Annotated in this window: 33 protein-coding genes and 1 tRNA gene; 16 read left to right on the plus strand and 18 right to left on the minus strand. The window is 34.8% G+C overall.

Going from position 1 to position 24,845, the window contains the following annotated elements; all coding sequences use genetic code 11:
- The first annotated feature begins 78 nt into the window (after positions 1-78).
- Both C6989_RS00465 and C6989_RS00470 read left to right on the plus strand, forming a co-directional pair.
- Positions 79-675 (plus strand): L-threonylcarbamoyladenylate synthase, encoded by a 597-nt coding sequence (locus tag C6989_RS00465; RefSeq protein WP_182126050.1) that lies wholly within the window; start codon positions 79-81, stop codon positions 673-675.
- On the plus strand, positions 672-1,193 hold the full coding sequence (locus C6989_RS00470; RefSeq protein ID WP_182126051.1) for a THUMP domain-containing protein: 522 nt from the start codon (positions 672-674) through the stop codon (positions 1,191-1,193). The genes C6989_RS00465 and C6989_RS00470 overlap by 4 nt, the downstream gene beginning before the upstream one ends.
- Here C6989_RS00470 and cgi121 read toward each other — a convergent pair.
- From cgi121 to C6989_RS00485, 3 genes are read right to left on the minus strand one after another with little or no spacing between them, the layout of a single operon-like run.
- Complete coding sequence (gene cgi121 / locus C6989_RS00475; RefSeq protein WP_182126052.1) at positions 1,185-1,958, minus strand: KEOPS complex subunit Cgi121; 774 nt, start codon at positions 1,956-1,958, stop codon at positions 1,185-1,187. The genes C6989_RS00470 and cgi121 overlap by 9 nt on opposite strands.
- Before the next feature lie 35 nt (positions 1,959-1,993).
- On the minus strand, positions 1,994-2,416 hold the full coding sequence (locus tag C6989_RS00480; protein WP_182126053.1) for a hypothetical protein: 423 nt from the start codon (positions 2,414-2,416) through the stop codon (positions 1,994-1,996).
- 30 nt (positions 2,417-2,446) lie between these two features.
- Positions 2,447-3,202 (minus strand): TatD family hydrolase, encoded by a 756-nt coding sequence (locus tag C6989_RS00485; RefSeq protein WP_182126569.1) that lies wholly within the window; start codon positions 3,200-3,202, stop codon positions 2,447-2,449.
- 96 nt (positions 3,203-3,298) lie between these two features.
- On the opposite strand from C6989_RS00485, the gene C6989_RS00490 reads away from it, so the two are divergent.
- Positions 3,299-3,520, plus strand: coding sequence for a histone family protein (locus C6989_RS00490; protein WP_048071117.1), 222 nt, complete (start codon positions 3,299-3,301; stop codon positions 3,518-3,520).
- A 111-nt stretch (positions 3,521-3,631) separates the two neighbouring features.
- Here C6989_RS00490 and C6989_RS00495 read toward each other — a convergent pair whose 3' ends face one another.
- Complete coding sequence (locus C6989_RS00495; RefSeq protein WP_182126054.1) at positions 3,632-4,078, minus strand: cupredoxin domain-containing protein; 447 nt, start codon at positions 4,076-4,078, stop codon at positions 3,632-3,634.
- A 78-nt stretch (positions 4,079-4,156) separates the two neighbouring features.
- Between C6989_RS00495 and C6989_RS00500 the strand changes: the two genes are divergently transcribed.
- Together C6989_RS00500 and C6989_RS00505 are read left to right on the plus strand one after the other, a co-directional pair.
- Positions 4,157-5,908 carry an AIPR family protein gene (locus C6989_RS00500; protein WP_182126055.1) on the plus strand — a complete coding sequence of 584 codons (1,752 nt, stop codon included), beginning with the start codon at positions 4,157-4,159 and terminating at the stop codon, positions 5,906-5,908.
- Between the two features lie 155 nt (positions 5,909-6,063).
- The gene (locus C6989_RS00505) at positions 6,064-6,231 is read left to right on the plus strand and encodes a hypothetical protein (protein WP_182126056.1); all 168 of its coding nucleotides are present in this window, start codon (positions 6,064-6,066) and stop codon (positions 6,229-6,231) included.
- A gap of 2 nt (positions 6,232-6,233) precedes the next feature.
- Here the strand turns inward: C6989_RS00505 and C6989_RS00510 are convergent, their stop codons facing one another.
- Positions 6,234-6,812: a hypothetical protein gene (locus C6989_RS00510; RefSeq protein ID WP_148703999.1), complete on the minus strand. Its 579-nt coding sequence runs from the start codon at positions 6,810-6,812 to the stop codon at positions 6,234-6,236.
- 105 nt (positions 6,813-6,917) lie between these two features.
- Between C6989_RS00510 and C6989_RS00515 the strand changes: the two genes are divergently transcribed.
- Positions 6,918-7,178, plus strand: coding sequence for a winged helix-turn-helix domain-containing protein (locus tag C6989_RS00515; RefSeq protein ID WP_014963822.1), 261 nt, complete (start codon positions 6,918-6,920; stop codon positions 7,176-7,178).
- Between the two features lie 3 nt (positions 7,179-7,181).
- Here C6989_RS00515 and C6989_RS00520 read toward each other — a convergent pair whose 3' ends face one another.
- Positions 7,182-7,394 carry a hypothetical protein gene (locus C6989_RS00520; protein WP_148704000.1) on the minus strand — a complete coding sequence of 71 codons (213 nt, stop codon included), beginning with the start codon at positions 7,392-7,394 and terminating at the stop codon, positions 7,182-7,184.
- Between the two features lie 61 nt (positions 7,395-7,455).
- Here C6989_RS00520 and C6989_RS00525 point away from each other — a divergent pair, with 61 nt between their 5' ends.
- Entirely contained in the window at positions 7,456-7,641 is a 186-nt protein-coding gene (locus C6989_RS00525) for a hypothetical protein (RefSeq protein WP_148704001.1), read from the plus strand.
- Positions 7,642-7,847: 206 nt separating this feature from the next.
- Here the strand turns inward: C6989_RS00525 and C6989_RS00530 are convergent.
- Positions 7,848-7,921 (minus strand) — tRNA-Thr (locus tag C6989_RS00530).
- A 53-nt stretch (positions 7,922-7,974) separates the two neighbouring features.
- Between C6989_RS00530 and C6989_RS00535 the strand changes: the two genes are divergently transcribed.
- Positions 7,975-9,273, plus strand: coding sequence for a phosphomannomutase (locus C6989_RS00535; RefSeq protein WP_182126057.1), 1,299 nt, complete (start codon positions 7,975-7,977; stop codon positions 9,271-9,273).
- Positions 9,257-10,207 (plus strand): thiamine-phosphate kinase, encoded by a 951-nt coding sequence (gene thiL / locus C6989_RS00540; RefSeq protein WP_182126058.1) that lies wholly within the window; start codon positions 9,257-9,259, stop codon positions 10,205-10,207. Before C6989_RS00535 ends, thiL begins: the two co-directional genes overlap by 17 nt.
- On the opposite strand, the gene C6989_RS00545 is transcribed toward thiL, so the two are convergent.
- Positions 10,208-10,528: a hypothetical protein gene (locus tag C6989_RS00545; protein WP_182126059.1), complete on the minus strand. Its 321-nt coding sequence runs from the start codon at positions 10,526-10,528 to the stop codon at positions 10,208-10,210.
- 116 nt (positions 10,529-10,644) lie between these two features.
- Here C6989_RS00545 and C6989_RS00550 point away from each other — a divergent pair, with 116 nt between their 5' ends.
- Positions 10,645-11,148: a 30S ribosomal protein S11 gene (locus tag C6989_RS00550; RefSeq protein WP_148704005.1), complete on the plus strand. Its 504-nt coding sequence runs from the start codon at positions 10,645-10,647 to the stop codon at positions 11,146-11,148.
- On the opposite strand, the gene C6989_RS00555 is transcribed toward C6989_RS00550, so the two are convergent.
- From C6989_RS00555 to C6989_RS00565, 3 genes are read right to left on the minus strand one after another with little or no spacing between them, the layout of a single operon-like run.
- On the minus strand, positions 11,145-11,453 hold the full coding sequence (locus C6989_RS00555; RefSeq protein ID WP_148704006.1) for a hypothetical protein: 309 nt from the start codon (positions 11,451-11,453) through the stop codon (positions 11,145-11,147). The two genes, C6989_RS00550 and C6989_RS00555, sit on opposite strands and share 4 nt — an antisense overlap.
- The gene (locus tag C6989_RS00560; RefSeq protein ID WP_148704007.1) at positions 11,450-11,866 is read right to left on the minus strand and encodes a DNA-binding protein; all 417 of its coding nucleotides are present in this window, start codon (positions 11,864-11,866) and stop codon (positions 11,450-11,452) included. Before C6989_RS00560 ends, C6989_RS00555 begins: the two co-directional genes overlap by 4 nt.
- Positions 11,863-13,311 carry an RtcB family protein gene (locus tag C6989_RS00565; protein ID WP_182126060.1) on the minus strand — a complete coding sequence of 483 codons (1,449 nt, stop codon included), beginning with the start codon at positions 13,309-13,311 and terminating at the stop codon, positions 11,863-11,865. The genes C6989_RS00560 and C6989_RS00565 overlap by 4 nt, the downstream gene beginning before the upstream one ends.
- A gap of 78 nt (positions 13,312-13,389) precedes the next feature.
- Between C6989_RS00565 and C6989_RS00570 the strand changes: the two genes are divergently transcribed.
- Entirely contained in the window at positions 13,390-13,626 is a 237-nt protein-coding gene (locus tag C6989_RS00570) for a hypothetical protein (protein ID WP_255464607.1), read from the plus strand.
- A 9-nt stretch (positions 13,627-13,635) separates the two neighbouring features.
- On the opposite strand, the gene C6989_RS00575 is transcribed toward C6989_RS00570, so the two are convergent.
- On the minus strand, positions 13,636-16,866 hold the full coding sequence (locus C6989_RS00575) for a FecR family protein (RefSeq protein ID WP_182126061.1): 3,231 nt from the start codon (positions 16,864-16,866) through the stop codon (positions 13,636-13,638).
- Positions 16,867-17,014: 148 nt separating this feature from the next.
- Here C6989_RS00575 and purB point away from each other — a divergent pair, with 148 nt between their 5' ends.
- On the plus strand, positions 17,015-18,376 hold the full coding sequence (gene purB, locus C6989_RS00580; RefSeq protein ID WP_182126062.1) for an adenylosuccinate lyase: 1,362 nt from the start codon (positions 17,015-17,017) through the stop codon (positions 18,374-18,376).
- Between the two features lie 243 nt (positions 18,377-18,619).
- On the opposite strand, the gene C6989_RS00585 is transcribed toward purB, so the two are convergent.
- Positions 18,620-19,375: an asparagine synthase C-terminal domain-containing protein gene (locus C6989_RS00585; protein WP_182126063.1), complete on the minus strand. Its 756-nt coding sequence runs from the start codon at positions 19,373-19,375 to the stop codon at positions 18,620-18,622.
- Positions 19,376-19,449: 74 nt separating this feature from the next.
- On the opposite strand from C6989_RS00585, the gene C6989_RS00590 reads away from it, so the two are divergent.
- The 3 genes from C6989_RS00590 (at position 19,450) to C6989_RS00600 (ending at position 22,928) form a co-directional block, all read left to right on the plus strand.
- Positions 19,450-19,728: a 4a-hydroxytetrahydrobiopterin dehydratase gene (locus C6989_RS00590; RefSeq protein WP_182126064.1), complete on the plus strand. Its 279-nt coding sequence runs from the start codon at positions 19,450-19,452 to the stop codon at positions 19,726-19,728.
- A 62-nt stretch (positions 19,729-19,790) separates the two neighbouring features.
- Positions 19,791-20,606 carry a 6-pyruvoyl trahydropterin synthase family protein gene (locus C6989_RS00595; protein ID WP_182126065.1) on the plus strand — a complete coding sequence of 272 codons (816 nt, stop codon included), beginning with the start codon at positions 19,791-19,793 and terminating at the stop codon, positions 20,604-20,606.
- Between the two features lie 6 nt (positions 20,607-20,612).
- Positions 20,613-22,928, plus strand: a complete 2,316-nt coding sequence (locus tag C6989_RS00600) for a valine--tRNA ligase (protein ID WP_182126066.1) — start codon at positions 20,613-20,615, stop codon at positions 22,926-22,928.
- 98 nt (positions 22,929-23,026) lie between these two features.
- Here the strand turns inward: C6989_RS00600 and C6989_RS00605 are convergent, their stop codons facing one another.
- From C6989_RS00605 to hsp20, 5 genes are all read right to left on the minus strand, one after another.
- Positions 23,027-23,224: a hypothetical protein gene (locus C6989_RS00605; protein WP_182126067.1), complete on the minus strand. Its 198-nt coding sequence runs from the start codon at positions 23,222-23,224 to the stop codon at positions 23,027-23,029.
- Between the two features lie 160 nt (positions 23,225-23,384).
- The gene (locus tag C6989_RS00610) at positions 23,385-23,567 is read right to left on the minus strand and encodes a hypothetical protein (protein WP_182126068.1); all 183 of its coding nucleotides are present in this window, start codon (positions 23,565-23,567) and stop codon (positions 23,385-23,387) included.
- Positions 23,548-23,730 (minus strand): hypothetical protein, encoded by a 183-nt coding sequence (locus C6989_RS00615; protein ID WP_148704017.1) that lies wholly within the window; start codon positions 23,728-23,730, stop codon positions 23,548-23,550. Before C6989_RS00615 ends, C6989_RS00610 begins: the two co-directional genes overlap by 20 nt.
- 12 nt (positions 23,731-23,742) lie before the next feature.
- Complete coding sequence (locus C6989_RS10140) at positions 23,743-23,865, minus strand: hypothetical protein (protein WP_255464608.1); 123 nt, start codon at positions 23,863-23,865, stop codon at positions 23,743-23,745.
- A gap of 19 nt (positions 23,866-23,884) precedes the next feature.
- Entirely contained in the window at positions 23,885-24,376 is a 492-nt protein-coding gene (gene hsp20 / locus C6989_RS00620; protein ID WP_182126069.1) for an archaeal heat shock protein Hsp20, read from the minus strand.
- A 123-nt stretch (positions 24,377-24,499) separates the two neighbouring features.
- Between hsp20 and C6989_RS00625 the strand changes: the two genes are divergently transcribed.
- The gene (locus C6989_RS00625; RefSeq protein ID WP_148704019.1) at positions 24,500-24,703 is read left to right on the plus strand and encodes a hypothetical protein; all 204 of its coding nucleotides are present in this window, start codon (positions 24,500-24,502) and stop codon (positions 24,701-24,703) included.
- Positions 24,704-24,845 lie beyond the last annotated feature (142 nt).

The following is a 24,845-nucleotide window of genomic DNA, read 5'->3' on the forward strand; positions in this document are numbered from 1 at the left end:
CTTACAATAAAAAAAATTTGATGTTAAAAACTTATTCAAAAGAAAATGGTAATAAAACAAAAAAATTAGGACAAAACATTGAAAGTAAATTGCAATAAAGAAGGAATTGGAAAAGCATCAGAAATAATAGAGAAAGGGGGAATAGCTGTATTTCCAACAGATACCGTTTACGGGATTGGTTGCAATCCTTATGATAAAAAAGCTGTAAAAAAAGTCTATGAGATAAAATCACGGGACTTTGCAAAACCATTTCCAGTCTTGGTTTTCTCAAAAGAGATAGCAAGCCAAATTGCTGATTTTGATGATAAATCAAAAAAGATTGTAGAAGAGTTTTGGCCAGGTCAGCTAACAATCATTTTAAAACTAACTGACATGAAACTAAAAGAGTCACTAAATCTAGCAGACAAGATTGCACTACGTGTTCCAAATCACAAATGCACACTAGAGCTGCTAGAAAAATGCAAGTATCTAATTGGAACTAGTGCAAATGTTTCAGGACAACCATCATTTTTTGATTCTCAGGAATGTATCAAAAATGTAGAAAACTATGATGTTTTTGTTGACGGGGGAACAATTACAAGCAAAGGAGAATCAACAATTATTGAGATAGAAGATGGCCAAATCAAAATTATCAGAGAAGGTTCTTTGAGCAAAGAGGAGATTTTGGGTTTATGAACTTGATAGTAACATGTGCAAGACACCTAGAATCTGAAACAGAAGATGAGTTGAGGGGATTTCTAGAGGAGTTTGGGGATTCTGATCCCAAAGTTATAATCACTAACATGTCAGGCATCTTGACTGCAGATACAAAGTTAGATCCAGTAAAAGTTGTAGGAAAGATCAAGGAGATGTTACTTGATGAGCCATGGAGTGTAAGGTATTGCTTGAGAATCATTCCACTACAGAAAATAGTTGAGACAAAAATCGAAGAGATTCAAAAAGTTGTAGAAGAGTTATCAGACAGAATTTCAAAAGATGAAAAATACAGAATATCAATTGAAAAAAGAAATTCAGATTTATCCAGTCAGGTAATAATTAAAAAAATTGCAAGCAAGATAGAAAATCAGGTTTCACTAGAATTTCCAGATAAGGTTGTCTTAATTGAAATTTTGGGCAACAAGACTGGAATTTCTATTCTAAAAAAGTCAGATATTTTGAGCACAGAGAAGACAAAACGCAGTATTTCAGAGTAAAACTGCTGCCTTTTCTACTAGAATATCTTCTAGAGGAGTCTTGGAGTAAACGCAATCAATTTGTTTTTTTGAAATCTTAAAAGATTTTTTTAGAAAGATTGTATTGTTTTTTGAAAACAATGGAATGATTAATGGAGATAATTCCTTGTGCAAAGAGTGTAGATTAGTTTTGTTTCCAATTGCAATTAAAATAAAATCAGCATTTGGTTTTATTCCAACAGATGCAATTGCAGCAGATATTTGTTTTGTCAATGCAAAGCGCATCAAGATATCGGTTTCAGGTTTGTTTGAAAGTAAGATATCGTTTTTTTGAGACTCTAGTGAAAGAGATAAGATTTTTTTCATATGATAACTATTCAAAACAAACTGGCTTGATACTGCCTGAAGTTGGAGTTTGGGATATTTTTTTCTAAGATCATCGAGAAACTTTACATCAATTGCCTTTTTTCCTTTGATTTGTAGAATCTGTATCTGTTTTGAAGATATTTTGTAGAGTAATTTCTTTGAAGCACCGCCATGAATTACAGGAATGATACTAACTACATCATTGTTTTTGATTATAGTTGATTTTCCATCCATTGCAGAAGAATCAGCACCATTAATGGCAATCAGAATGTTCTCAGTGTCTAATTTTGGAGAATCATCTGATTGTAATTGTAATAATAGATGAATTAGTTCTTGAATAGTAATGTCTGATTTTCCAATTTCTAGTTGTTCTTTTGAAAAAGATTTCTTGGCACCGCCAACTAGTTTTACAGTAATCATGATTATTTGTACAAGGTCTGAAATTAATATTTAATTTATTTAGATTTTTCTTCGGTGGTTTCAGTTGCCTCGACTGCGGGTGTTTCTGTAGCAGGTGCTTCTGTGGTTTCAGTGGTCTCGACTGCGGGTGTTTCTGTAGCAGGTGCTTCTGTGGTTTCAGTGGTCTCGACTGCGGGTGTTTCTGTAGCAGGTGCTTCTGTGGTTTCATCTGCAGATTCATAGTCTGCTTGAGCTTGCTGTTCTGCTTTTGAGGATTCAATTCGTGCTTGTTTTTGTTTTTCTTCGCGAATCTCTTTTTTGATAAATTTTGTAATATATCCAGCAACTTCGTTTTTTAGGCCCTTTGAGCGTACAATAGAAACTTGATCTAGAACTTTTTTGTTATCAGCAAAATCTTCACCGAATTTAGACTTGTGAGTGTCCAAGACTTCGTATGAAAGACGTTTTATTCTATCCACGCCTCGTCTAAAGATTAGGGTATTTTATATCTATATTCCAAGATAGGAGTTTGAATTTTTTTCTAGCAATGATGCAGTGTCATCAAATGATTTGCCTAGAACTTTGGAGGCAGCAAAAATCACACTGGGAATAAAGCTGATTTGTGCGGATTTCATTTCAAAACATCTAGAAAATCTAACAGGACCATCGGTCTCTACAAGAATTTTTGATTCGTCACTTTTTGATAACAAAGTCTGTTTGTCATTAGCATAGATCATCACAGGACCAAAGGAAACAAAAAATCCCATATCCATGGCCTTTTGCAGTTGTTTTTTGCTTCCATCAAACCAGTGAAGTAGTGCATGCTCAGTATTATATGAAGTCATTATTTGTAAAATATCATCTAAACTCTTTCTAGAATGAATAGATACTGGTTTGTGGGATTTTTCTGCACAAGACAGAAGAGTTTCAAAGACAACAGTTTGTCTTTTAGAGTCTTCATCGTTGTTGGTATACGTAGGGTCAAGTCCTATTTCACCAATTCCTGCAAGTGTATCATGATTGTTTTCTATCAGATCAACAACTTTTTCTAAATCATCATTTGCACATTCAGGATGAATTCCAATAAAAGGTAATACAAGATTGCTTTTTTTTGCAAGCTCCAAAGTTTGTAGTGAATTTTCTGCATCCATAGACACGCAACAAGCTTTGATTTTCAAAAACTCCATTTCCTGTAAAGTAAAATCCATATCAGAAGAATAGTGAGGATCTGACAAATGTATGTGAGAATCAAAATACCATGTCATTTCTTTATCAATTCTTAAAATAGTCTGTATAAATCGATTCCTTAGTGATATTTTTTCACTCATTATCTTTTTTCGGAAAAAACTAAAATAAAATTTATGAAATCATCAGAATTAGGTCTATCTGCCATGTATAGAATTCTGAAAAAAGCAGGTGCCGAAAGAGTTAGTGATGAATCTGCAGATGAATTAAGAAGAGTGATTGAAGAAGTAGCAAATGGTATTGCTAAAAGTGCAGTAGATATGGCTTCTCATGCAGGTAGAAAAACGGTAAAAGGGGAAGATGTGAAATTGGCTTCAAAACCATTTAACAAATTCTAATCTAAAGAGTTTAATTGTTCATTTTGTGTTTTTCAAAACGGTACTCTGGCAGAACGGTTATGCGTGGGCCTGCAAAGCCTATACAAGGGGGTTCGACTCCCTCGGGTACCTTTATTCAACAATAACTTGTCCTTCCATCCAAGGATGTAAGGTACAAAAATAATCAAAAGTTCCTGATTCATCAAAAGTAAGTGTGTATGCTTCAAAAGGATCCAAATATCCACTATCAAAAAGATCTATTGGTGCATCATAAAATCCAGATGTGACACTATGAAATGCAGAGTCTTCATTTACCCATGTTACTGATTCCCCTACACTAATTGTAATTATAGATGGGATGTAACATTTATCTTCTTTCTCACAACCAGGTCGTGAAACTTTTGTTGGCATTACAACATCGCCTTGAATCTCAGACTCTGATTGAAAAATTTCTGGAACTGAATCCGCTGTAGATTCAGGAACCGGTTCAGGTTGGGGGTCTACATCAGTTGAAAAAGCAACAACTAAAGCTACTATGGTAATAATTCCAATTATATATAAAGTAGTTATTTTTTTCATTAAATCATTTCACATCCAAAATAGAGTTATTACATAATTACCAAGTTGTCTAAATATATAACATACTAGAAAAGTAACTTGGCTCAAAACGGAAATGGGTTGTTAGAATACATACCTGGTTCACACACACTATTAGTTCAAAAAAACTCTACCCCACCTCTTGAAGGGTTTGCAGAAAATATCAGAGGTAGCATACATGAATATGCTGAGAACTCAAAAAGTGATGTCGAGAAAGGAAATAATTTTCTCCAGTGGATATTAACGCGAGTTTTTGAGGCTACAGAGGATGATGCTGCAGATGCAATTGTAGATGGAGCAAACGACTTGGGCATTGATGCATATCTTCCAGTAGATTTTTCAGATAATACAATTAGATTATTTCAATCAAAGTATGGAACATCTCATTCACTAGAAGCAATTACAAAATTCAAAGAAGATGCAAAAAGGTTACTTTCAAAAGACGTGACTAAAATGAGACCAGAGTTAGCTCAGCTTGTTACAAAAATAAAGGAAAAAAATCTTAAAGTAAAGTGCTGTTATGTAACAGATCAAAAAGTAGAGTACCATGATGATCTAGTTGAAGTAATTGATGAGGAAAAAATTATTCAGAAATTATGGGACAGAATAAAGAAACCAGCAGCAGGAAAAAAGTCATCTATACGACTAGAAAAGATGCTAAGACACGAAAATACGATTTTAGGAATTTTGAAACTTCGTGAACTTACAGAGTTTGTAAGTAAGAATAGAGACTATGTTTTTGAATCAAATATCAGACAATGGATGCAGTTTAAGACTACAGTTAACAAAGGCCTGCGCGAAACATTGCAAAGTAATCCTAACAAATTCTTTTTTTATAATAACGGAATAACTATTGTAGTAAGCGATTTTTCAGAACTGGGCGAGAACATGATTGAGCTTCATGCACCACAGATAGTAAACGGTGCTCAAACATCAAACTCCATACTTGATCATTCAAAGAGAACAAAAAACATGGATGGTTCAATGACAGTAACAATAATCAAAGCAGATGATGAACAAGAACAAAATAATATTACAAAGTATAGAAATTCTCAGAACTCAGTAAGAGGAAAGGATTTAGTTTCTTTGATGGATTTTCACAAATCAATAAAATCACAATTAAAAAATTGTGGCTATTTTTATGAAATTCAAGCAGGTTCTTTTGATACAAAATCAAAATCCAAACAATGTGAATATGCAGGAGACTCTACATACAACAATTACCTTCCAGATAATCACAAAAAAGTCATTGTTGCAAAAGATGCAATCCAGTCTTTAGTTGCAGGAATTGAACAAAGGCCAACAGAAGCATACAGTTCACCAGCTCAATTTCTTCCAAGAGGGAGCAAGTATGATGATATCTTCAATGATAATCTAAAAGACGATTACAGAATTTTGTTGTACCCATATCTTGTAAAAGAATATGCAAAAAAGTCATTAAAGTATGGAAAGAAGGGAGGTCACAAGACAAAAAGATACGCAACATTGTTTTTTGTTGCAGTGTACTTTAGAATTCTCCACAAGAATATTTTGGAATCAAAGGGAGATTTTAAAGGGGATATTAGAAAAATAGAGCCTGTTTTTCGCAGTTTCAAACTTAATTCTAGAATTCTAAAGTTGACAGATATAATTGTGACAAAATTTCTTGAAGATACAGTAGTAGATGATGAAATAGAGATGGCAAATACAAAACACAACTTCTTTTCCCAACATGTTTGGAATGAGACAATGCTTAGGGTAATTGATAAAAAAATTAGACAAGAAGAAGACGAAATATTAGCATTAAAAAAACTAACAAACAGTTTGTTGTGATTCTAGTAGGCAGAGTCCAACCAAGTAAAAATCTTGCAGGAGGTTTACATTGGTCAGACTACTACCTAAATTTCATAAAAACAAGTGGTATTTAACATAATTTTCACCAAGTTTCCAGAATGTTTTTTATATCGATTAAAAAAAGCAGAATCACTTTGGGACTAAAAGAAAAATGTGCAATTTGTAGTCAGAAGATTGAGCTTCGTTTTGTTCCCATGGAAGAGTGGGGAATTGAAGGTTCAATTTGCGGAGATTGTTATTCAAAAAAAATTCATGAGCATTATCCCGGAGATCACATTAGAGTAAACAAGCACTTAGATTGATGTTAATCTTCTTTTGAGAACTTATTTGCGTTAAAACAATTCCAAACTAGAGGATCACTCTTTACATCTTTTTCTTCAAGGAATTTAATATCAGTAATTGTCTTTTTTCTTTTCAACAAGTTTACTTGGAAACTAGTGAATTTTTTACAATCACATTTGTTGTACAAACATACATCATCATCACCTTCATCATGATCTGCTGCTTCATGACCGCAATTACACATTGCATCTTTTTTTACATCGTCAAGTGATTTTTTTGCATATGTACCTAATCTTAGATATGCTTCTCCCCCATGTCCTTTCTTGAAGCGCTCATAATTTTCAGATTTTTGTAAAATTTTGTAGAAAGACAAATTTGTGTCAGGCTTTTGGGAATCAGCACCCATGATGAACCAGTACTTTTCGCCAGTCTCTACAAATCGGATTTTGATGGATGGATCTACCCAATATCGTATAGTATCATGCCATAAAGAAGCAGACTCTTTTCTGTCAGAGACCAGAGGAACTACATTCATTCTAAGATCATAGTACCTGTAAGCGACACCAACAAAGTCATTAAACCAAGGAATTGAAATAGACAATGTTGGCAAATCAGGCTAGAGATTATTTATCTGATCTGAATTAATGGTAATACCCTTATATCTGAGTTTTAAAGTAAAGTACGTATGGTTTCCTATAGAACTAGCATGCAGATTGTAGCGGATTTGTTGACTGTTACTGAACAGTCTGGACAGGAAGGTATCAAGACAACATCCCTTCTAACAAAGGCAAACTTATCACATTCTAGACTATCCAAATTCTTAGAAAACTTGACCGGCGCAGGTCTGATCAATAAAATTGAATTTGATGGGAAAAACACTTTTGTGATTACGCCAAAAGGAAGACAGTATTTAGAGTCTTATGCAAACTTTTCAAGTATTGCAGAATCATTTGGTTTAGAACTCTAAAATCTATTTCTTAGAACGTCTTCTAGCATTTGCCTTTTGTCGTTCTTTTTTCTCTTTGTATGAACTGTAAAGGATAATGATGATTATTCCTGCAATTGAGCCATAAAATAATGGAATGAAAGGTTGTTCGCGCATTTCACCAGTCGTTGGAGAGAAAAATGCAATTGGAATTCCAACTACCATAAAAATCAAAATTACTGTAAGATACTTGTCCATATTCTTCATAATTTACAAAACCATATATCTTTTTGAAATTATCAAAAAACTCAGAGAAAATATGACAAAAATGCTGGAATTGGGAGGATTAGGTTTGATAGTTATTATGTTTGCAAGTTTTGTTGGAGCACTTCAACCTACTATTGAACCAGGATTATCACCAGTTTTTTGGGGATGTGCAGGAGCTGCTCTTATGATAATCATGTATAGAAAATTCAAAAGAAGAAAAGAAGAGAAAACAAATTAGAAATTTCAAAAAATACAAGTAATTGATCAACGTTTAATCAACCGACAGATCTATAAAGGACAATTCCAGGTAATGTATGAGGGGAATATGACAGAACAAAATAAACAATGGTGGGAAGGTTTAGGAAAAGAACTTGAGATCGACATTGAAACCCTTGATGAGTCAAATTCTTAATAATTTAGAAATATTTTTTGGAAAATTTACAAAGCCTCGGACGGGATACGAACCCGCGACCTAACGCTTACGAGGCGTTCGCTCTACCAGGCTGAGCTACCAAGGCACGATTGGATAAATCCATCAGAGTTAATAAAAAGCCTTTCTGAGTTGGATTAATTGAAAAAAACAATTTCTGGAATTAGAGGAATATTTGGAGAAGATCTTAATCTAAAAGACGTATTAGAGTTTTGTAACAATTTTTCATCACTAGTAAAATCACAAAAATGTGTTATTGGAAAAGATACAAGACCTTCAGGATTTATGATAAAAGATACAGCTAGTGCAGCATTGATGAAAAATGGAATAGACGTTTTTAATTTAGGAACTGTGCCGACACCAGTTGTTTTTAGAGAAGCAAGAAAGTATGGTGCAGGAATAGTTGTGTCTTCATCTCACAATCCAATTGAGTGGAATGGTATGAAGTTCATCATAAAAGGAAGAGGAATAAATGAAAAGGAGCTTCCACAAATAATCGAAAAACAAGAAATAACAAAATCAAAAATTGGTAATGAACAAGATATTTCATCATCATATGTTGAAGATGCAAAGAAAATCATAGGAAATTTAGAAAATCAACCTGAAATTGTAGTAGATATTGGGGGTGGTGCGGCAAAAGGATTTGCACCTGACTTATTGGAATCTATTGGATGTAAGGTTCTCACAATAAATGAGAACCTAGAAGGATGTTCCAGAGGGCCTGATCCCACTGCAGACAACTTGTCAGAACTTGTTTCAGCATCATCTAACAAGGAAATTGGGTTTGCGTTTGATCTAGATGGCGATCGGTTAGTTGTGGTTAGAAATGGAAAAAAACAAACACCAGATGTAACATTAGGGCTAGGAGTTGCAAAATCATTAGAACTAGGATACAAGAAGTTTGTTCTAAGTATTGATACAAGTGTTTCAGTTGAAAAATTCATCAAAGAAAGAGGTGGAACTGTTCAAAGAACCAAAGTAGGCGAAGCAAATGTTATTGAACAAATGTTAGAAAGTAACGCACAAGCTGGAGGAGAAGGAAGTAGTGGTGGCTTTATTTTACCTGAATTCAATTATTGTAGAGAAGGGATTCTCACCAGTGGTTTAATTTCATCTATGTTAGGAACCAAAAAGTTCAATGAAATTTTGAATTTTATGGAAAGTTATTTCCAAATTAGAGACAAGATTGCAATTGATTCACAATTTCATGACAAAGTAATAGATGATGTGCATTCGAAATTATCTAAAGAGTATTCAGAAGTTAATACATTGGATGGGGTTAAAGGAATTATTGATGAAGACAGTTGGGTATTAATTAGAAAATCAAACACTGAAGACATCATTAGAGTTTCAGCTGAATCAAATGATGAAGAAAAATGCAGGCAAATTGTAAAAGACACAATAGAATTGGTGAAGCAAAGTTATGACAAAATTAGATGAGTCAGACATTATCAAAATTTTTCAGAAAAAACTAGGAAACAAGAATTTTGTATCTGAAGATGTGGAAATTTTCAAGTTAAGCAAGTCCAATGTTATAGCAAAAACAGACACATTAGTTGAGAGTACTGATATTCCTCCAAAAATGAAACTATCAGATGCTGCAAGAAAAAGCATAGTTGCATGTGTAAGTGATTTTGCAGCAAAAGGAATTAGGCCTCAATATGGCATTATTTCAGTTAATTTTCCTTCAGACATATCACGCTCAAAGATTGAGGATGCTGCAAATGGCTTTAGAAAAGCCTGTAAAGAGTTTGGGATTTCCATTCTAGGAGGAGATACAAATGAAGGAAGAGAAATTGTGTTTAATGTATGTCTGTTTGGCAGTTCTGATGGCATAGTACCTAGGAGAGGCTCAAAGAATAAAGATCTAATTTTTACAACAGGTCCATTTGGATATACTGCAGCAGGTTTGGATATATTGCTACACAAAAAAAGTGGGAAAAGAGATTTTGTCAAAAAAGCTGTCCAGTCAGTGTTACATCCAAAGCCACCAATGAGTTTTGGGATAAGAAACAAGAGATATTTTTCATCAGCAATGGATTCTAGTGACGGTCTATCTACTACACTTAATGAGATGGCAAAACAATCAAAAAAGAAATTTGTCATTACCAATTCCCTACACAAAAAAGACTTGGAAACTCATGCAAAGATGCAAAAACTGAATATAGATAATCTAGTTTTTCACGGAGGTGAAGAATATGAGTTTGTATTTACCATTAATCCAAAACACAAACAAACCGTTCTAAAAAATGCAAGATTACTCAAAACACCAATTATTGAGATTGGTTACGTGACTGCAGGAAAAGGGGTGGTCTTGCAAAGAAACAACAAAGAAATTATTCTAAAAGACGCGGGTTGGAAACACTTTAGGTAATTATTCACCTGAAGACACATCTCTTTCAACATTATCTACAATACTAAAAACAGATTCAGCAGGCAAAACTGCAACACATTCAGTCATCCACAAATCATCAAGGTATAACAATCGTTTTCTGTCATCGTCTGGCAAGTCATCAGGATGTGCTTCAGGATATAGTGCATGCATTTTGTATCCTTCATTTGCAATTTGTTGGCATTTTTTCTCTTGAGGTGACAAAATCACTTCATTGATCGGAGTAAATGATTGAATTGCCATTGAACCAAACAAGGCAGCAGCTACTGCAACACCAATTGCCAGAAACAAAATAGAACCCATAGAGAATCTTTGAGTTTGTCAGTATAAGAATAATAGTCGTTTTTGAGTCAAGTGACCAAATTAAAGCAAAATCTGAAAATCAATGTTTTTTAAACCCCTTTAGGTGTGAGTAGTCATTGTCAGAAACTGAAGCCAAAGTTGAGGAAGCACCAGTAGAAGAGACTGAAGCACCTGCCCAGGAAGTTGAATCTGAAGCAGTAGAGCAAAAAGCTCAACCAGAGGCAAAGAAAGAGGGCCCAGAAAAATGGGGTATCGCTCACATTTACAGTAGTTACAATAACACAATCATTCACATGACCGATCTAACTGGTGGAGAAACTGTTTCCATTAGTTCTGGTGGAATTCATGTCAATGCAGACAGATACGAATCATCACCATTTGCTGCAATGAAAGCTGCAAATGCAGTAGTAGAATCTGCAAAGACAAAAGGATTCACAGGATTTCACATCAGAGTTCGTGCAGTCGGTGGAGTTGGTTCTAGAGTACCAGGTCCAGGAGCACAAGCTGCAATCAGAGCACTAGCAAGAGGCGGATTTAAGATTGGAAGAATTGATGATGTTACACCTATTCCTCACGACACCACTAGAAAGAAGGGTGGAAAGAGAGGAAGAAGGGTCTAGGCGACTTTAATTTTTACGTCACAATTTTTAGAAGCAAAATAATCTTTCATAAATTCAGCAAACTTTTCTTCTTGAGTACTAGAACGGTATTTTGATAACATGTCATCAAACTTTTCTACAATTCCATTGTGTAGTTCAGGTTTGAATGCAATTTTGAAAAAGGTCCAACCAAAGTTTTCGGTTGGTTCACTGAACACGTATCCATTGTATCCACCAGTAAGCGTTTCCATATGAGATAGCGCTTTTTTGATGTTGAATGAATCATCAGAATAATTTTTTGTGGAAATTTCTAAAGTTATAGTCATTCTTCTTCATCCTGAGATGATTGTTTGCTGAGTTTATCAGTCAATGAAACAAACTTGCCGTCTTGTTCAACATTGATCTTTGTTTCAAGTCTAATGTTTAGTCCAACTGATCTAAACAGTGTCATTAATTTTCCACCATCAATTGTTTCGTTAATCTCGCCGGATTTTATCAATTCAGATAATTTTTGTACAATAATTTTTGTTTCATTTGGAAATTGTGATTCTGCGTTTTCTAAAACTTCGAGTCCCCTGAATCCTAAAACTTTGACTAGAATATCTCTTGGATTCTCAGCAGGCTTTTGTTGAGTCTGTTCTGTGGATTTTTCTGAACTCTGTCGAGATACAAGATTTTTTTGCATCTCTGCTAGTCGTTTTGCTTTTAGTCTCTCTAGTTCTGAATCTTCTTCACTCAACCTTTTATCACACCTATAGGCATTAATTTTGCTACTTTAGTGGCAATTCCTAGATTGTGAGAAACATCAACTACAGCATCAACATCTTTGTAGGCTTGAGGTGTTTCTTCCACAACTCCATCTCTGGTCAATGCTTTGATAAAGATGCCCTTATCATTTAGGGATTTTTTTACGTCATTTTCAGTATAGTTTCTCCTTGCCTTGGAACGAGACATTGTTCTACCTGCTCCATGTGCAGTAGAGCCAAAGCTTAGATCCATGGAATTTGGTTGTCCAAGTAAAATCCAGCTTGCAGTACCCATAGAACCAGGTACCAAGACAGGTTGGCCCAAGTGACGATACTTTGAAGGAATCTCATCTCTGTTTGCAGGAAATGCTCTAGTTGCACCTTTTCTGTGAACAACTAGTTTTCTCTCCTTACCATTTACTTTGTGTTTTTCAACTTTAGCAATATTGTGTGCAACATCATAAACTAGTTTCATGTCAAGATCTGATTCTGATTGATTAAAGACTCGTTCAAAAGATTTTCGGGTCCAATGAGTAATCATCTGTCTGTTACTCCAAGCAAAGTTTAGTGCTGCAAACATTGCTTTTCTGTAAGACTCTCCTTCTTCAGAGGTATTAGGAACACATGCAAGTTCTCTGTCTGGCAATGAGATATCATATTTGCTCATGGCTTGTTCTGCAACTCTTAGATAATCACTGCAAACTTGATGTCCAAATCCTCTTGAACCGCAATGAACTAGAACTGTAATTGTTCCTTCTTTGATTCCCATTTTCTCAGCTGCTTCTTGGTTGTGAATTTCTGCAACTTTTTGAATCTCAAGAAAATGGTTTCCTGAGCCTAAACTACCAAGTTGTGGTGCACCCCTCTTTCTTGCTTTATCTGAAACTTTGTTTGGATCTGCATTTTTAATTTGACCGTTTTCTTCACATACATCTGAATCATTTGTTGAACCATAGCCATGATCAATTGCCCAGTTTACACCATTGACTAGAACCTCATCAAGTTCTGAATGACTCAGTTTTACAGCACCTTTAGAACCCACACCAGATGGAATGGAACTAAAAAGATCAGTGACAATGTCTTTTAGTTTAGAGCGAACCAAATCTTCAGTTAAATTTGAGCGCAATAGTCTGACTCCGCAATTAATATCGTAACCTACACCACCTGGACTGATCATTCCTTCTTCAGCATCCATAGCAGCAACGCCACCTACTGGAAATCCATACCCTTCATGTCCATCAGGCAAAACAACACTATGCCCCACAATTCCCGGAATTGAGGAAACATTACGTGCTTGCATAATGGTTCTATCAGTAAGCATCTTCTCAAGTAATCCTTCATTTGCGTAAATTCTTACAGGAACTTTCATGCCCAAATTAGAATCAGCATCAATTTGGTATTGATTTTCTCCAATTTTTTTTGGAGTAACTATAGTCATATCATTTGAAAAGCTACAAGGTTCCAATTTTAATCTTCAGTAAAAATTTAATCAATAAAAAATCAAAACAAGAAAGTAATGATAGAATTTATCTATGATAGATTACTCTTAGTAAGTATGGCAAGAGCAAAATTAACTAAAGAAGAAATAGAAAAACAAAAAGAAGAGCAAAAAACTAGAGCAAAAGCATCACGAGCAGCAAGAAGAAGTGGAAAAAGTATGAAAAAAGAAGGCAAAGTGAACAAATCAAAAGCTAAAACAAAGGAGCCTAGATCTCAAAGAAAAATTGCTACAATAAACAAATCACGATATTAGTAATTGGAATTAATTTACTCCAATTAACCCCTTTTCTACCATGTATTTGAGACCATTAACAAATTCAGTTTCATCAATTTGTCCTTCAGCCCACCACTTTGCATTATTTTTTACCCAATACGGAATTGTATCCTCAGATGTGTCAGATGATTCAGGTAAATCATCAATTGCAATAATGTCTTCTTTAATCATAAATGAGATTCCTTGTTTGAAAGAATCATCTCCAATTGCACCATCTGCCCACCACTGTACGTTATTTTTAATCCATTCAGGGACTTGTTTTCGTGAAAGATTTTTTTCTTGTAACAATTCTGTAGATTTTTGTTTGTATGGTGGAAGTAAATTAAATGACATTGTTTCTGTTTCTTTTCCTTGGTATTCTATTTTGATTTCATATTCACCGTGAATTGTTCTCTTGTCAAACCAGAGAATATTTTCATAATTACCATCTTTGGTTCCTACAATTTTTTGTTCAACAGTCTGTCCATTAGGATCTGTGACAGTAAATAGAATTCTTGCACCACGAGAATAATCTTCTATTTGGCCAGAAACTTTTAGCTGGATTGGTTCAAACCACTGCAACTGCATTTCATTTTGTTCAAGTATTATACTAATTGAATCAGAATCATGTGTAGGCTCTGAAGGTTCTGTATCTATAATATCAGATTCTACAAGAGGAAGTGTTTCAATAGGGGATAGAGGTCTTGGAGTTATTGTATTTTGTCTGGATAGCGTTTCTAAGAATACAGGTTTGCTATCATCTAAAATTTGAAATGAATTGATTGAATCAAGAATAATTGGTTCTTGGGCTCTAACGTTTTGTCTAATTGTTTCACCACCAATCAAAATCATATCATCATCATATGGAATTAGATTCAACCAACGTTTCCATTTTTCAAACTCTACCTCATCTTCGTCATCAAATCTAAATTTCTCAGAGATTTCATAGGACACTTGTATTGCATCAACTCCATTTACAGTAATTTTTTTGAAGATAAAATTTGAGATGTCAAGACAAGTCATCCATCCTTCTTCACCCGGATCATCAAGATAGATGGGAGTTGTTTGGGAATCTATGCACCACTTTCTTTCATAATCTTCAATAAAGTCAGTTACTTGGTCATAGTTTTGCAAATCAATTTGTTGTCCTATATCATGGTGTATTCCAAGTGCTAGCCAATTCATCCATGAATTATACCAAAATGAGAAGAAAGTTCTATGAGGAAACTCAGATTTGTCAATTGATGCCCAAGTTTCCCAGTGATCTGGAATCTCTATTGCCACATTGTAATTGGAAAGATCATGTAGGACATATTCTAGATTTGGGGGGTCTTCATAGTCATAAAAATCATAATCGTATTCATCTTCATACCCATCATCAAAAGTTCTGACATCCCCAGGTCCATCATATGTTCCATCAGGTCCATCAAATCCAACATATCCTTCACCTGGATATTCTTTTTGAGTCTCTTTATCATCCATCAATGATTCAATATGAATTCCAAAATTATCTACAGATGCAACATCACCAGCGCTTAGAATTTTTGTATTTCTATTAACAAGATTTGTTATATCTACAGTTCCTTCAATTATTTCAACTGCAGTGACATCTCCTACGTGAGTAACAAGGAATTCAGTACCTCGCACTGCAATATTTGCCTTGGAAGTTTCAATTATGCAAAATATACATCCGTTTTCAAAAAATGCATGTACTTTACCTTTCAATAATTGAAATTTTGAGGTTTCTTTGCTTATATCATATAATCGGAATTCAGAATTGGGACCAAGAGTAACTTTGTGACCAGATTGAAATGTGATTTCAACATGTCCACTACTAAGAGTGAAGATTCTATCCCCAGCATAAAGTATTGAATTTGGTTTCAAATATTCAACATCTCCTGAAGTACGTTTTACAGTTACTTCACCTTGAAGACTGGTAGCAACGCCACTTTTTTGTCCTAAATCAGACTTTGGTTTTTCTACAATCACATCAACACTGACTGTCTTTTGATTTCCATCTCGGTCTTCTGCAGTTACTAGAAGAGAGTATTGTCCTTTTGGAATTGTAGGTAATGTGTAAACATTTAGAGTGGTATCAAATGGTACAATGTTAGTGATAGATTTGTTAATTGTTGGAAATCCCCAATCACCGTCTTGACGAAGTTTTTGTGAGTCAGCAGTAAGACTCAGTGCAACTGTAACATACTTTTGGAATACATCACATGTGGGATTTATGTGTCCCACGAAAATTGGAAACGATGCGGTATCACCTGGGGCAATAGTCTCTATTTTCTTTCTTATGATGAGTTCATAATCAAGACATTCTTCTAATTCAGGTTCCGGGACAGGTTCTGGTTGAGGCGTTGGTTCAGGTATTGGTTCTGGTGCAGGTATTAGTTTAGGTATTGGTTCAGATTCTTGAATTTGTGAAGTACAGGGTTCAAGAATATTTGATGATTCTAGTTGATTAAAATATTGTTTAGCTGCATCTGAAACTTCAGGAATCCACTCAGCATTCCAATATACAATAAGATAGTAAGAAGAGCTTGAAATAAAATCAATACCTTGTTTTCCTGTACATTCTAAATTACCAGATGTGCCACCTATTGGATACCCTTTAGATACGGAAAAAACTTCTAAAGAAGCATCATATGTTTTTTCAGAACCAGAAATATTATTTACATAATAGCAATCAATTAAGCCTGTTATTTTATTTTGATAATTCAAATAATAATCTCCAAATGATTTAGGACAATCAGTAGGATTATCACTTGAAACATATTTTGATGTAGAGTCTAAAGGCGGAGGTGTGATCAAATCAGCATATGCAGAACTGTAAATTTGGCCACGATATACAGGGGTATAACTTGCACTGATGTACTTGTTTGCAACACCTGATGAATGTGTAATGTCTTGATCAGAAATAGGTCTAGAGGTTCCAGTAAAAATTCCCGAATTAACACCAGTCTCTAAAAGTTGGACAGTATCTATGGTGACTGGCACAGTATATGGTGAAACTCTTGTTAGAATTTCTACAGTTACAGAATCTTTTGTGCTTGAAGAAATGTTTTTGTTTGTATCAACAACTTGTACAATTATTTGTTCACCAATTTCATACTGATCTTTATCTAGAGAGACTTCAATGTCAAAATTAACTGAAATGCCATAAGCATAATCAAAAATAAAAAATAAACCAAACAGAAAAAACCCTAGAAAAACTATAGATCTTGCATTATACAAAATATCATGAATTATGTTTCATCTCCTATGCCCAATAGTTTATGTTAAAATGAGTTTTAAAGATTGCATAATCTCAAAATTTAGCCTCAAATAATGCGTAAAATATCCGAGAAGTAGATTTATTTTCTAACAAGTTCAGGTCAAAGTATTGGCAATTCTACCCATTGATAGTGGTCGTTATGGTACTAAAGAGATGATGGAGATTTTTAGTGAGCAAAACAAAGTTAATTATCAATTGGAAATTGAAGGTGCAGCTGCAATTTCTCAAAGTGAAATTGGAATGATTCCAAAAGTAGTTGGTAGAAAAATTTTCAAAGCTGCTAATTCAGGTAAGATTACTGCAAAAAGAATCAAACAATTAGAAGCCAAAAGTGATCACGACACTGCAGCACTAGTAGAATCACTAAGTGAAAAGTGTAGCAAAGATGCAAGACCATGGATTCACTATGGATTAACTAGTAATGACTTGGTTGATACAAGCAATTCAATGCAAATGCGTGATGCACTGCAAATCATTGAACTCAAAGTTGCAAAAATGGCATCAATCTTGGCAAAAAAAGCTGCAAAATATTCAAAGATTCCAGCAGTTGGTAGAACACACGGACAACATGCAAGTATCATTTCATTTGGTTTGAAATTTGCAAATTGGGCAGCAGAGATGGCAAAACATGTAGAGAGAATTGAAGAGATTAAGAAAAGAATTTTGATTTGTAAAACATTAGGAGTAGTTGGAACAGGTTCACTAATGGGTGCAAAGTCACTTGAAGTGCAAAGAAGAGCTGCCAAACGATTAAAATTATTTCCAGCAGAAGTTACAACACAAATAGTTCCAAGGGAACGATACGCAGAATACGTCTTTGAATTGGCTTTGATTGGAGCTACTTTAGAAAAGATTGCAATAGAGATTAGAAACCTTCAGAGAACTGAGATTGGAGAAGTTGCAGAACAATTCAAGAAAGGACAGATGGGAAGCAGTGCAGTTCCAGTAAAGAGAAATCCAATCAAAAGTGAGCGCGTATCATCATTATCAAAGCTAGTTAGAAGTCAAGTTGGAGTATCATTTGAGAACATTCCACTATGGCATGAGCGTGATCTTTCAAATTCAGCTAACGAGAGATTTGTTATTCCTACAGTATCCATACTAATAGATGAAATGCTAGAAACTATGACTAGAATTGTTTCTAATCTAATGGTAAATGAAAAGAGAATTGTAGATAATCTCTACATCACAAAGGGACAGATATTTGCAGAATTTGTACTAGAGGCACTAATCAAAAAAGGTGTTCCAAGATTTGTAGCATACAGAGACGTGCAAAGAGTCGCATTTGAGGCAAATGACAAGGGAATGTTCTACAAAGATGCAATCAAAAATGACAAAGCATTTTCTTCAAAGTTAACTGAAAAGGAGATTGATGCAATATTTTCACCAGAAAAACATCTTGGTGCATCACCTGCAATTATTAGTAATGTACAAAAATCTGTTCAAAAAACAGTAAAAAAATTCATCTAGTCTTACATATTCAAAAAATTTTGTGTTGAAAGAAAAAAGAGGATTACTAATCCTCAAATTATAAAGAATTATTTCTTTTTTGAAGCTTTTTTAGCTGTTGTTTTTGTTGTTGCTTTTTTCTTAGATACCATAGATAGCCATAGTTTACTAGGATTTCTATAGGTGAAATTAAAAAAAGTACACAAATCAAGCGATATCGCAAACACAATTTTAAACTCCAAATTAGATTGATTTGGTTTTAGTTCATCTAGTCTTTAGCAGAGTTTTGTGAATTTTAGAGCCATACTGTAGTGCTTTCTTTCTTTTGTTACAAGAAATTTCAGGAACACCAATGTGACTTGCTAGTTTTCGAATGATGTGTTTTCTGTACAGGTCTTCTGAATCTGTAATCTTGTCTGAAATTAGAACAGTCTTTGCATAATTAATAAAATCTTCAGATAACAATGGCTGTAAAATTTTTACATCAAATTCTGATGCAATTAGATTTACTGCCTTCATCATCTTTAGTTCATTGTCTACTTTTGAATCCATTACTTCATTAATCTTTGATTCTCCTCCTGAAAATGCCTCTCTATACGCATTATAGCCACAAAATAACTCATCAATTCCGTTTGCAGTAACTACTGTATTGATACCCAAGCTGTTTGCAAGCTTTGATACATAGTAAAACGCAATACAGTTTTCATTCCATGAAAGATTGTCAGTTTTTATTTTTTCGTGAATTCCAGATGAAATAAATGAAAATGTTTCTGAATCAATCTCCAATACATGATGAGGATAATTCATTTTTTCGTTGACTTCTTTTGCAAATAAAATATCATGAGATTCTGAGAATCCAATTGTAAGTAAGGTAACATCATAGTTAATGTCTTTGCAAATCTTTGAGATTAGAGTACTATCAACGCCACCGGAATATGCAACTCCAATTTTGTTTTGCGTTACAGTTTGAGTGATTGAAGTTTTGATATTATCAAATAACTCCTGGTATTTGGCATCCATTTCTATCCCTATAATTCTACAAAGGGTAATGAATCAAACTCTTTAACTATTAATTTAGATAAAATATACTGTAAATGATGAGACTATCACAAGAAGAGATTACAGAAGAATTGAAAAATCTACCAGGATGGAGTGTGGTAAATGAAAAACTGCACAGAGAAATTGAATTTGAGAGTTTTAATCAAGCATTTGGGTTTATGACTAGAGCAGCAATGGAGATTGAAAAGATGAATCACCATCCAGAGTGGTTTAATGTGTATAATAGACTCGTCATTGATTTGATGACTCATGATGCTGGCGGCATTACAAAAAATGATATCAATCTGGCCAGAATTCTAAATTCGCTGGTTTGATGAGAATTCTAGGCGCAAATATTTCAGAATTTATATAATGACTCTGGGGCAGATGACTTTACATGGCAACAAGTCCCACAATATTAGATTCTGATTTTCGATATATCGATAAGAAAGGAAACCTGATGAAGACTCGAACAGAGTTAACAGTAGCCCAGATGCTAGATTTTCTTGAAGATGAATACCAATACAATCACAAGGTTACACTAAAAAATGGAAAAGAGGTTGTTATTGATTTTAAAACTGCAAAGGGACTAATCGAAGTAATTGATAATGAAGATGACATTGCAAAATACAAACAGATCAAAGAAGACTTTCCTGACCAAAAAATTATGGCAATCGGACACGGAAAATATGCTGCACAATTAAAAGAATTACAAGACATTGTATTTTATGATAAAACACCACAAACAGGTTCTATCTTTTTAGATGATGGATCATTTGCATTTGATTATGCACACATACTTCCACTAGTTGAGAAATGCTCCATACTACATGGACATACATCATCTGTAATGGTGGAGTTAGTTGGACAGATGAAAGACAATTTACTTGTAGACTTTGGTGTTGCAAAAAGAATCGTTAAAGAAGTTTTAACAGCATTTGATCACAAATTCTTCATTAACAGAAAATATCTAAAATCCGAAGACGACTCTCATTATGTCATATCATTTGAGGGTCCTAAAGGAATGTTTGAATTGCAAGTTCCAAAAAATACAACCTATCTTTTAGAAGGTGAAGCAACAGTAGAAAATCTTTCAAGTGAACTTATCAAATTACTAGCACCAAAGATACCAGCAAATGTTGAAGCAGTAGGTGTTTACATCTATGAGGGATATAACAAAGGCTCTCACATCATCTCAAATATCTCAAGATAATACAAAATGGACCCAAAAATTACAGAAAAAGCATGGAATCCAGAGTTAGAAGCACAGGTCTTAAAGAAATGGCAGGACTCTGACATTTACAAATTCACTCCAACTGATGATAATTACACCATAGACACACCTCCGCCATACCCTTCAGGCAGGCCTTGGCACATTGGGGCTGCTGCTCATTACTCCCAGATAGACATGATTGCAAGAACCGCACGTATGAATGGAAAAAATGTCTATTTCCCAATTGGTATTGATAGAAATGGATTACCTGTAGAGTTCTACACTGAGAGAAAACACAACATCAGAATGAGAGAAACAGAACGTGGAGAATTCTTGAATTTATGCAGAGAAGCACTTGATGACTTGGAAGAGGAGATGGTGTTAATCATGACAAATCTTGGTCTTAGTGGTGATTTGAAGAACCATTATAGAACAGATTCAGAAGAGTATCGTGCATTAACACAATCTACATTTATCACACTATGGAAAGAAGGAAAAATAGTTCTAGCTACAAGACCTAACAACTATGATTGGGTTTCAGGAACTACAATTGCTGATGCTGAAATTGCATACCAAGACTTGCAGACAAAACTAGTCCACATGAAATTCAAGATTAAAGATACAGACAAAGAAATAATCATTGCAAGTACAAGACCAGAACTGCTTTGTGCATGTCGTACCATTATAGTAAATCCTGAAGACAAAAGATACACTCCATTTGTTGGAAGTAAGGTAATAGTTCCAATTACTGGTGCAGAAGTAGAAATCAAGACTCACCACTCTGCACAACAAGACTTTGGTTCAGGAGCTGTAATGGTTTGTAGCTATGGTGATCAAAACGACGTTGCACTATTCAGAGAGATGAAGCTAGAAGAGATTGTTGCAATTGGATTAGATGGAAGAATGACTGAAGTTGCAGGAAAATATGCAGGACTAAAACCAAAACAAGCAAGAGAAAAAATTATCGAGGATTTAGAATCAAATGGTTTTGTAGAAAAGATTGAGGAGATTTCTCACAGAACACCAATTTCAGAAAGAAGCAAGATTCCAATTGAGATTATTCCAATGGAGGAGTACTATCTCAAACAAAAAGACTCCATTGAGAAAATGCGAAAATTAGGCTCAGAAATCACGTTTTACCCCTCTATGCACAAACAAATTTTGATGAATTGGCTTGATTCCATATCCATTGACTGGCCAATATCTCGAAGAAGATACTATGGAACAGAGATTCCTATCTGGTATTGTGCTAGTTGTTCAGAACCCCATGTTCCAGAACCAGGAAAATATTATCAACCATGGAAAGAAAAGTGTCCAATAGACAAATGCAGTAAGTGTGGAGTTGCTGAATTTACTGGCGAGGATAGAACATTTGATACATGGATGGACTCTAGTGTGTCGCCATTGTTTGTATCAAAATATCACAAAGACAAGGAATTTTTTGCCAAAGTTTATCCAACATCAATTAGACCTCAAGCAAAAGATATCGTAAGGACATGGTTGTATTACACACTTTTGCGATGCGATATGTTAACGGGTAAGAAACCATGGACTGAAGCTTGGGTTATGGGTTATGGTCTAGATGAGAAAGGAATGAAGATGAGTAAAAGTAAAGGAAACGCAATTGATCCACTTCCAGTAATTGAAAAGTTTGGAGCTGACACATTCCGATTTTGGAGTGCAAGTGAGATTAATCACGGATATGACTTTAGATGCAATGAACAAAAGATAGAATCAACAAAGAAATTCCTAAGCAAGCTATGGAATGTCTCAAGATTCTTGTCTAGCTTTCCTATAGTCAAAGAGGCAAAACCAACGACAGTCGATAAATGGATTTTATCTGAACTAAATAATTTAGTTAAAGATTGCAAGAAAGGATATGATGAGTACAACTTTTTTGTTCCAGCAATTGCAATTAGGGAATTTACTTGGAATCTTTTTGCAGCTCACTACATTGAAATGGTCAAAAAACGAGCCTACGGAGAAGGATTCTCAGAAGAAGAAAGAGATGCTGCAATTTACACCCTACACAAAACACTATCTACAATTCTAAAACTACTAGCACCAATTACACCATTTATCACAGAGCATCTCTGGCAGACATTATACTCAGAGAATAGCATCCATACACAAAGACAAGTAGAAGCAGAAGATGTAGAAGACTATTCTAAAATCACAGAAGAAGTAGTTCAGTTTAACTCCAAAGTTTGGAATGAGAAAAAGTCAAAGGAATTGTCATTAAAGGACTCTATTGCAGTTGAGATTCCTGAAAGTTTATCAGAATTTAAGAAAGATTTGCAGTCAATGCATAATTTAGAATAGATTTCAGTATTTTTCTTTTGCAGAAAATCTAGTGTCGCATTTCATGCAGTGGTATTTGTCTGATTGCCAATTCCTCAACAGTACAGAATGTTTGCAGTTCATGGTATTCCTCCTACCTGAATGGAGAATTCTTCATAAAATGGCTTTTTGACTAGAGAGTCATACGTAATTTCTGCAATGGTTTGGATATTGATTTGCTCTAATTCAATAAAAGGGGAGATAGCTGCAATTGCTCCAAAGGATAGAACTGCAGCTAGTGCAAGTAGTGTGATTGGTTTTTGAATTTGTTCTAACATCTTGAGTTTCCTCCAAAACACTTGTTGCACAATATCTCACAGGAGTCAGTAAGGGCAACTCTGACGTTACTTGACCAGCATTTGTGACACAAGCCTACAAAAGTTGTAATATGTGGGGAGGAAGGGGCTCCCCACATAGATGAATCGCTTGTCCTTTGATTTATGCAAGAGCTGCGACTGTGTGACATAATACCTCCTCACCGTACATGCATTGACTATGGAATCTGACTTCAGTTGGTTGGGCGCAATTAGTGCAAACTAGTTGTAATGCTTGTCTGCAATATTCACATTGCAGATGCATCTCTAGTTCTCCACCACACTGTCTACATAATGTGTCCGGCATGTTGGATCACCCAATGTGCTATTTTGTAAATGTCACCAGTCAGAAATGCAGTTGCAATTCCTGCACCAATGGGAACACCCATTGCCATGCAGGCAAGATCAAATGCAACTACTTTTTTGAATGGCGCATGTACCATCTTATTCCATGTACTCATCTTTTGCATTTTGGTTTCACCTCAAGGAAAGTTTCTCCTGCCAAACTTCCATTTGGAAAGAATCTCCTCAGATTCTGAGGAAACTTTTTCCATCGAAGTTTTGACAAATCCTTTGATTTGCTCTATTGACGAATTTACTTTCATCTTTTTTCTCCTCCGCAATTTACTCCACTGCAATAAGCTTTCCTTGGGGTTGCTCTTTTGCCAGGGATAGAGTTAGTTCTAAAACCCCATTTGTGTACTTGGCTTTTGCAGAGTTTTCGTCTACTTTTGATGGTAGAGGTATTTTCTTTTCGTACTTTCTGTCGCCATGCTCAGCTGAAAGCATAACATACTTTCCTGATACATTCAACTTGATATCAGACTTTTCAATTCCTGGCATCTCTGATACCAGTTTCAAAGTACGTTCTTTGTCATTGACTGAGACATCAACGTATGGATCTCTTACTTTGGAATCAGCAAGAGTACTAGTTGGTTTGGCATTTCCCCACTCAGTGACATGAGGAACTCCATCTTCTCCTATGGTCTTTACATAACCATAGTATGGTCCAGCTGTCTGGATATTGGTTGGTTTTGTATATTCGAAGACGTCATCCATGGCAAAAAAAGGACTAGACAATCTTCGAAATGCTCTTTCGAATTGGTCATCAAACATCTTTTAATCACCGGTGTATGTAATAGAGGTTACAAAATATAAAGATTTTGCATAAATTATCCATAAATAACATATTGTCATATTTATGACAATATTAAAATAGAATAATTATGGAGGGATTCCATGCAAACTGCAATCTTAGAATTTGAAGATCATGCAAGACCAAAATCCCAAAGACAAGTTACCTATTTTTGTAGATTATGCAGAGAGTATGGAATTAAGACAAGAAAAGCACATCTGCAAAACTTTCACAATGCAAGCAGAGATACTGTAACTAAAAGAAGCAATGGAGATTTGGTGGATGTTATCTTTATAGAATCAAGATAGATCTTCAAAAAATAAAAATATCTCAAATGGAGTACTGAAAAAAAATGGCTACAGGTAATGGTTGCAATCTGTGTGATTCAGAGCATGATGGTGATTTTTACAGATTTTGTAAATGTAGTTGTCATGCAAGAATTGCAAGAGA

The sequence above is a fragment of the Nitrosopumilus sp. b2 genome, from assembly GCF_014078535.1.
Classification (GTDB): domain Archaea; phylum Thermoproteota; class Nitrososphaeria; order Nitrososphaerales; family Nitrosopumilaceae; genus Nitrosopumilus; species Nitrosopumilus piranensis.

Excerpts from the sequence above, each read along its gene's own strand:
- C6989_RS00565 (WP_182126060.1), bottom strand. The coding sequence starts at position 13,311 with ATGACTATAGTTACTCCAAAAAAAATTGGAGAAAATCAATACCAAATT.
- C6989_RS00555 (WP_148704006.1), bottom strand. The coding sequence starts at position 11,453 with ATGACTATAACTTTAGAAATTTCCACAAAAAATTATTCTGATGATTCA.
- thiL (WP_182126058.1), top strand. The coding sequence starts at position 9,257 with ATGACAAAATTAGATGAGTCAGACATTATCAAAATTTTTCAGAAAAAA.
- C6989_RS00515 (WP_014963822.1), top strand. The coding sequence starts at position 6,918 with ATGCAGATTGTAGCGGATTTGTTGACTGTTACTGAACAGTCTGGACAG.
- C6989_RS00615 (WP_148704017.1), bottom strand. The coding sequence starts at position 23,730 with ATGCAAAAGATGAGTACATGGAATAAGATGGTACATGCGCCATTCAAA.
- C6989_RS00470 (WP_182126051.1), top strand. The coding sequence starts at position 672 with ATGAACTTGATAGTAACATGTGCAAGACACCTAGAATCTGAAACAGAA.
- C6989_RS00595 (WP_182126065.1), top strand. The coding sequence starts at position 19,791 with ATGGCAACAAGTCCCACAATATTAGATTCTGATTTTCGATATATCGAT.
- C6989_RS00525 (WP_148704001.1), top strand. The coding sequence starts at position 7,456 with ATGACAAAAATGCTGGAATTGGGAGGATTAGGTTTGATAGTTATTATG.
- C6989_RS00490 (WP_048071117.1), top strand. The coding sequence starts at position 3,299 with ATGAAATCATCAGAATTAGGTCTATCTGCCATGTATAGAATTCTGAAA.
- C6989_RS00625 (WP_148704019.1), top strand. The coding sequence starts at position 24,500 with ATGCAAACTGCAATCTTAGAATTTGAAGATCATGCAAGACCAAAATCC.
- C6989_RS00605 (WP_182126067.1), bottom strand. The coding sequence starts at position 23,224 with ATGTTAGAACAAATTCAAAAACCAATCACACTACTTGCACTAGCTGCA.
- C6989_RS00610 (WP_182126068.1), bottom strand. The coding sequence starts at position 23,567 with ATGCCGGACACATTATGTAGACAGTGTGGTGGAGAACTAGAGATGCAT.
- C6989_RS00590 (WP_182126064.1), top strand. The coding sequence starts at position 19,450 with ATGATGAGACTATCACAAGAAGAGATTACAGAAGAATTGAAAAATCTA.
- C6989_RS00485 (WP_182126569.1), bottom strand. The coding sequence starts at position 3,202 with ATGACATGGTATTTTGATTCTCACATACATTTGTCAGATCCTCACTAT.
- C6989_RS00520 (WP_148704000.1), bottom strand. The coding sequence starts at position 7,394 with ATGGACAAGTATCTTACAGTAATTTTGATTTTTATGGTAGTTGGAATT.
- C6989_RS00600 (WP_182126066.1), top strand. The coding sequence starts at position 20,613 with ATGGACCCAAAAATTACAGAAAAAGCATGGAATCCAGAGTTAGAAGCA.
- cgi121 (WP_182126052.1), bottom strand. The coding sequence starts at position 1,958 with ATGATTACTGTAAAACTAGTTGGCGGTGCCAAGAAATCTTTTTCAAAA.
- hsp20 (WP_182126069.1), bottom strand. The coding sequence starts at position 24,376 with ATGTTTGATGACCAATTCGAAAGAGCATTTCGAAGATTGTCTAGTCCT.
- C6989_RS00570 (WP_255464607.1), top strand. The coding sequence starts at position 13,390 with ATGATAGAATTTATCTATGATAGATTACTCTTAGTAAGTATGGCAAGA.
- C6989_RS00585 (WP_182126063.1), bottom strand. The coding sequence starts at position 19,375 with ATGGATGCCAAATACCAGGAGTTATTTGATAATATCAAAACTTCAATC.
- C6989_RS10140 (WP_255464608.1), bottom strand. The coding sequence starts at position 23,865 with ATGAAAGTAAATTCGTCAATAGAGCAAATCAAAGGATTTGTCAAAACT.
- C6989_RS00495 (WP_182126054.1), bottom strand. The coding sequence starts at position 4,078 with ATGAAAAAAATAACTACTTTATATATAATTGGAATTATTACCATAGTA.
- C6989_RS00545 (WP_182126059.1), bottom strand. The coding sequence starts at position 10,528 with ATGGGTTCTATTTTGTTTCTGGCAATTGGTGTTGCAGTAGCTGCTGCC.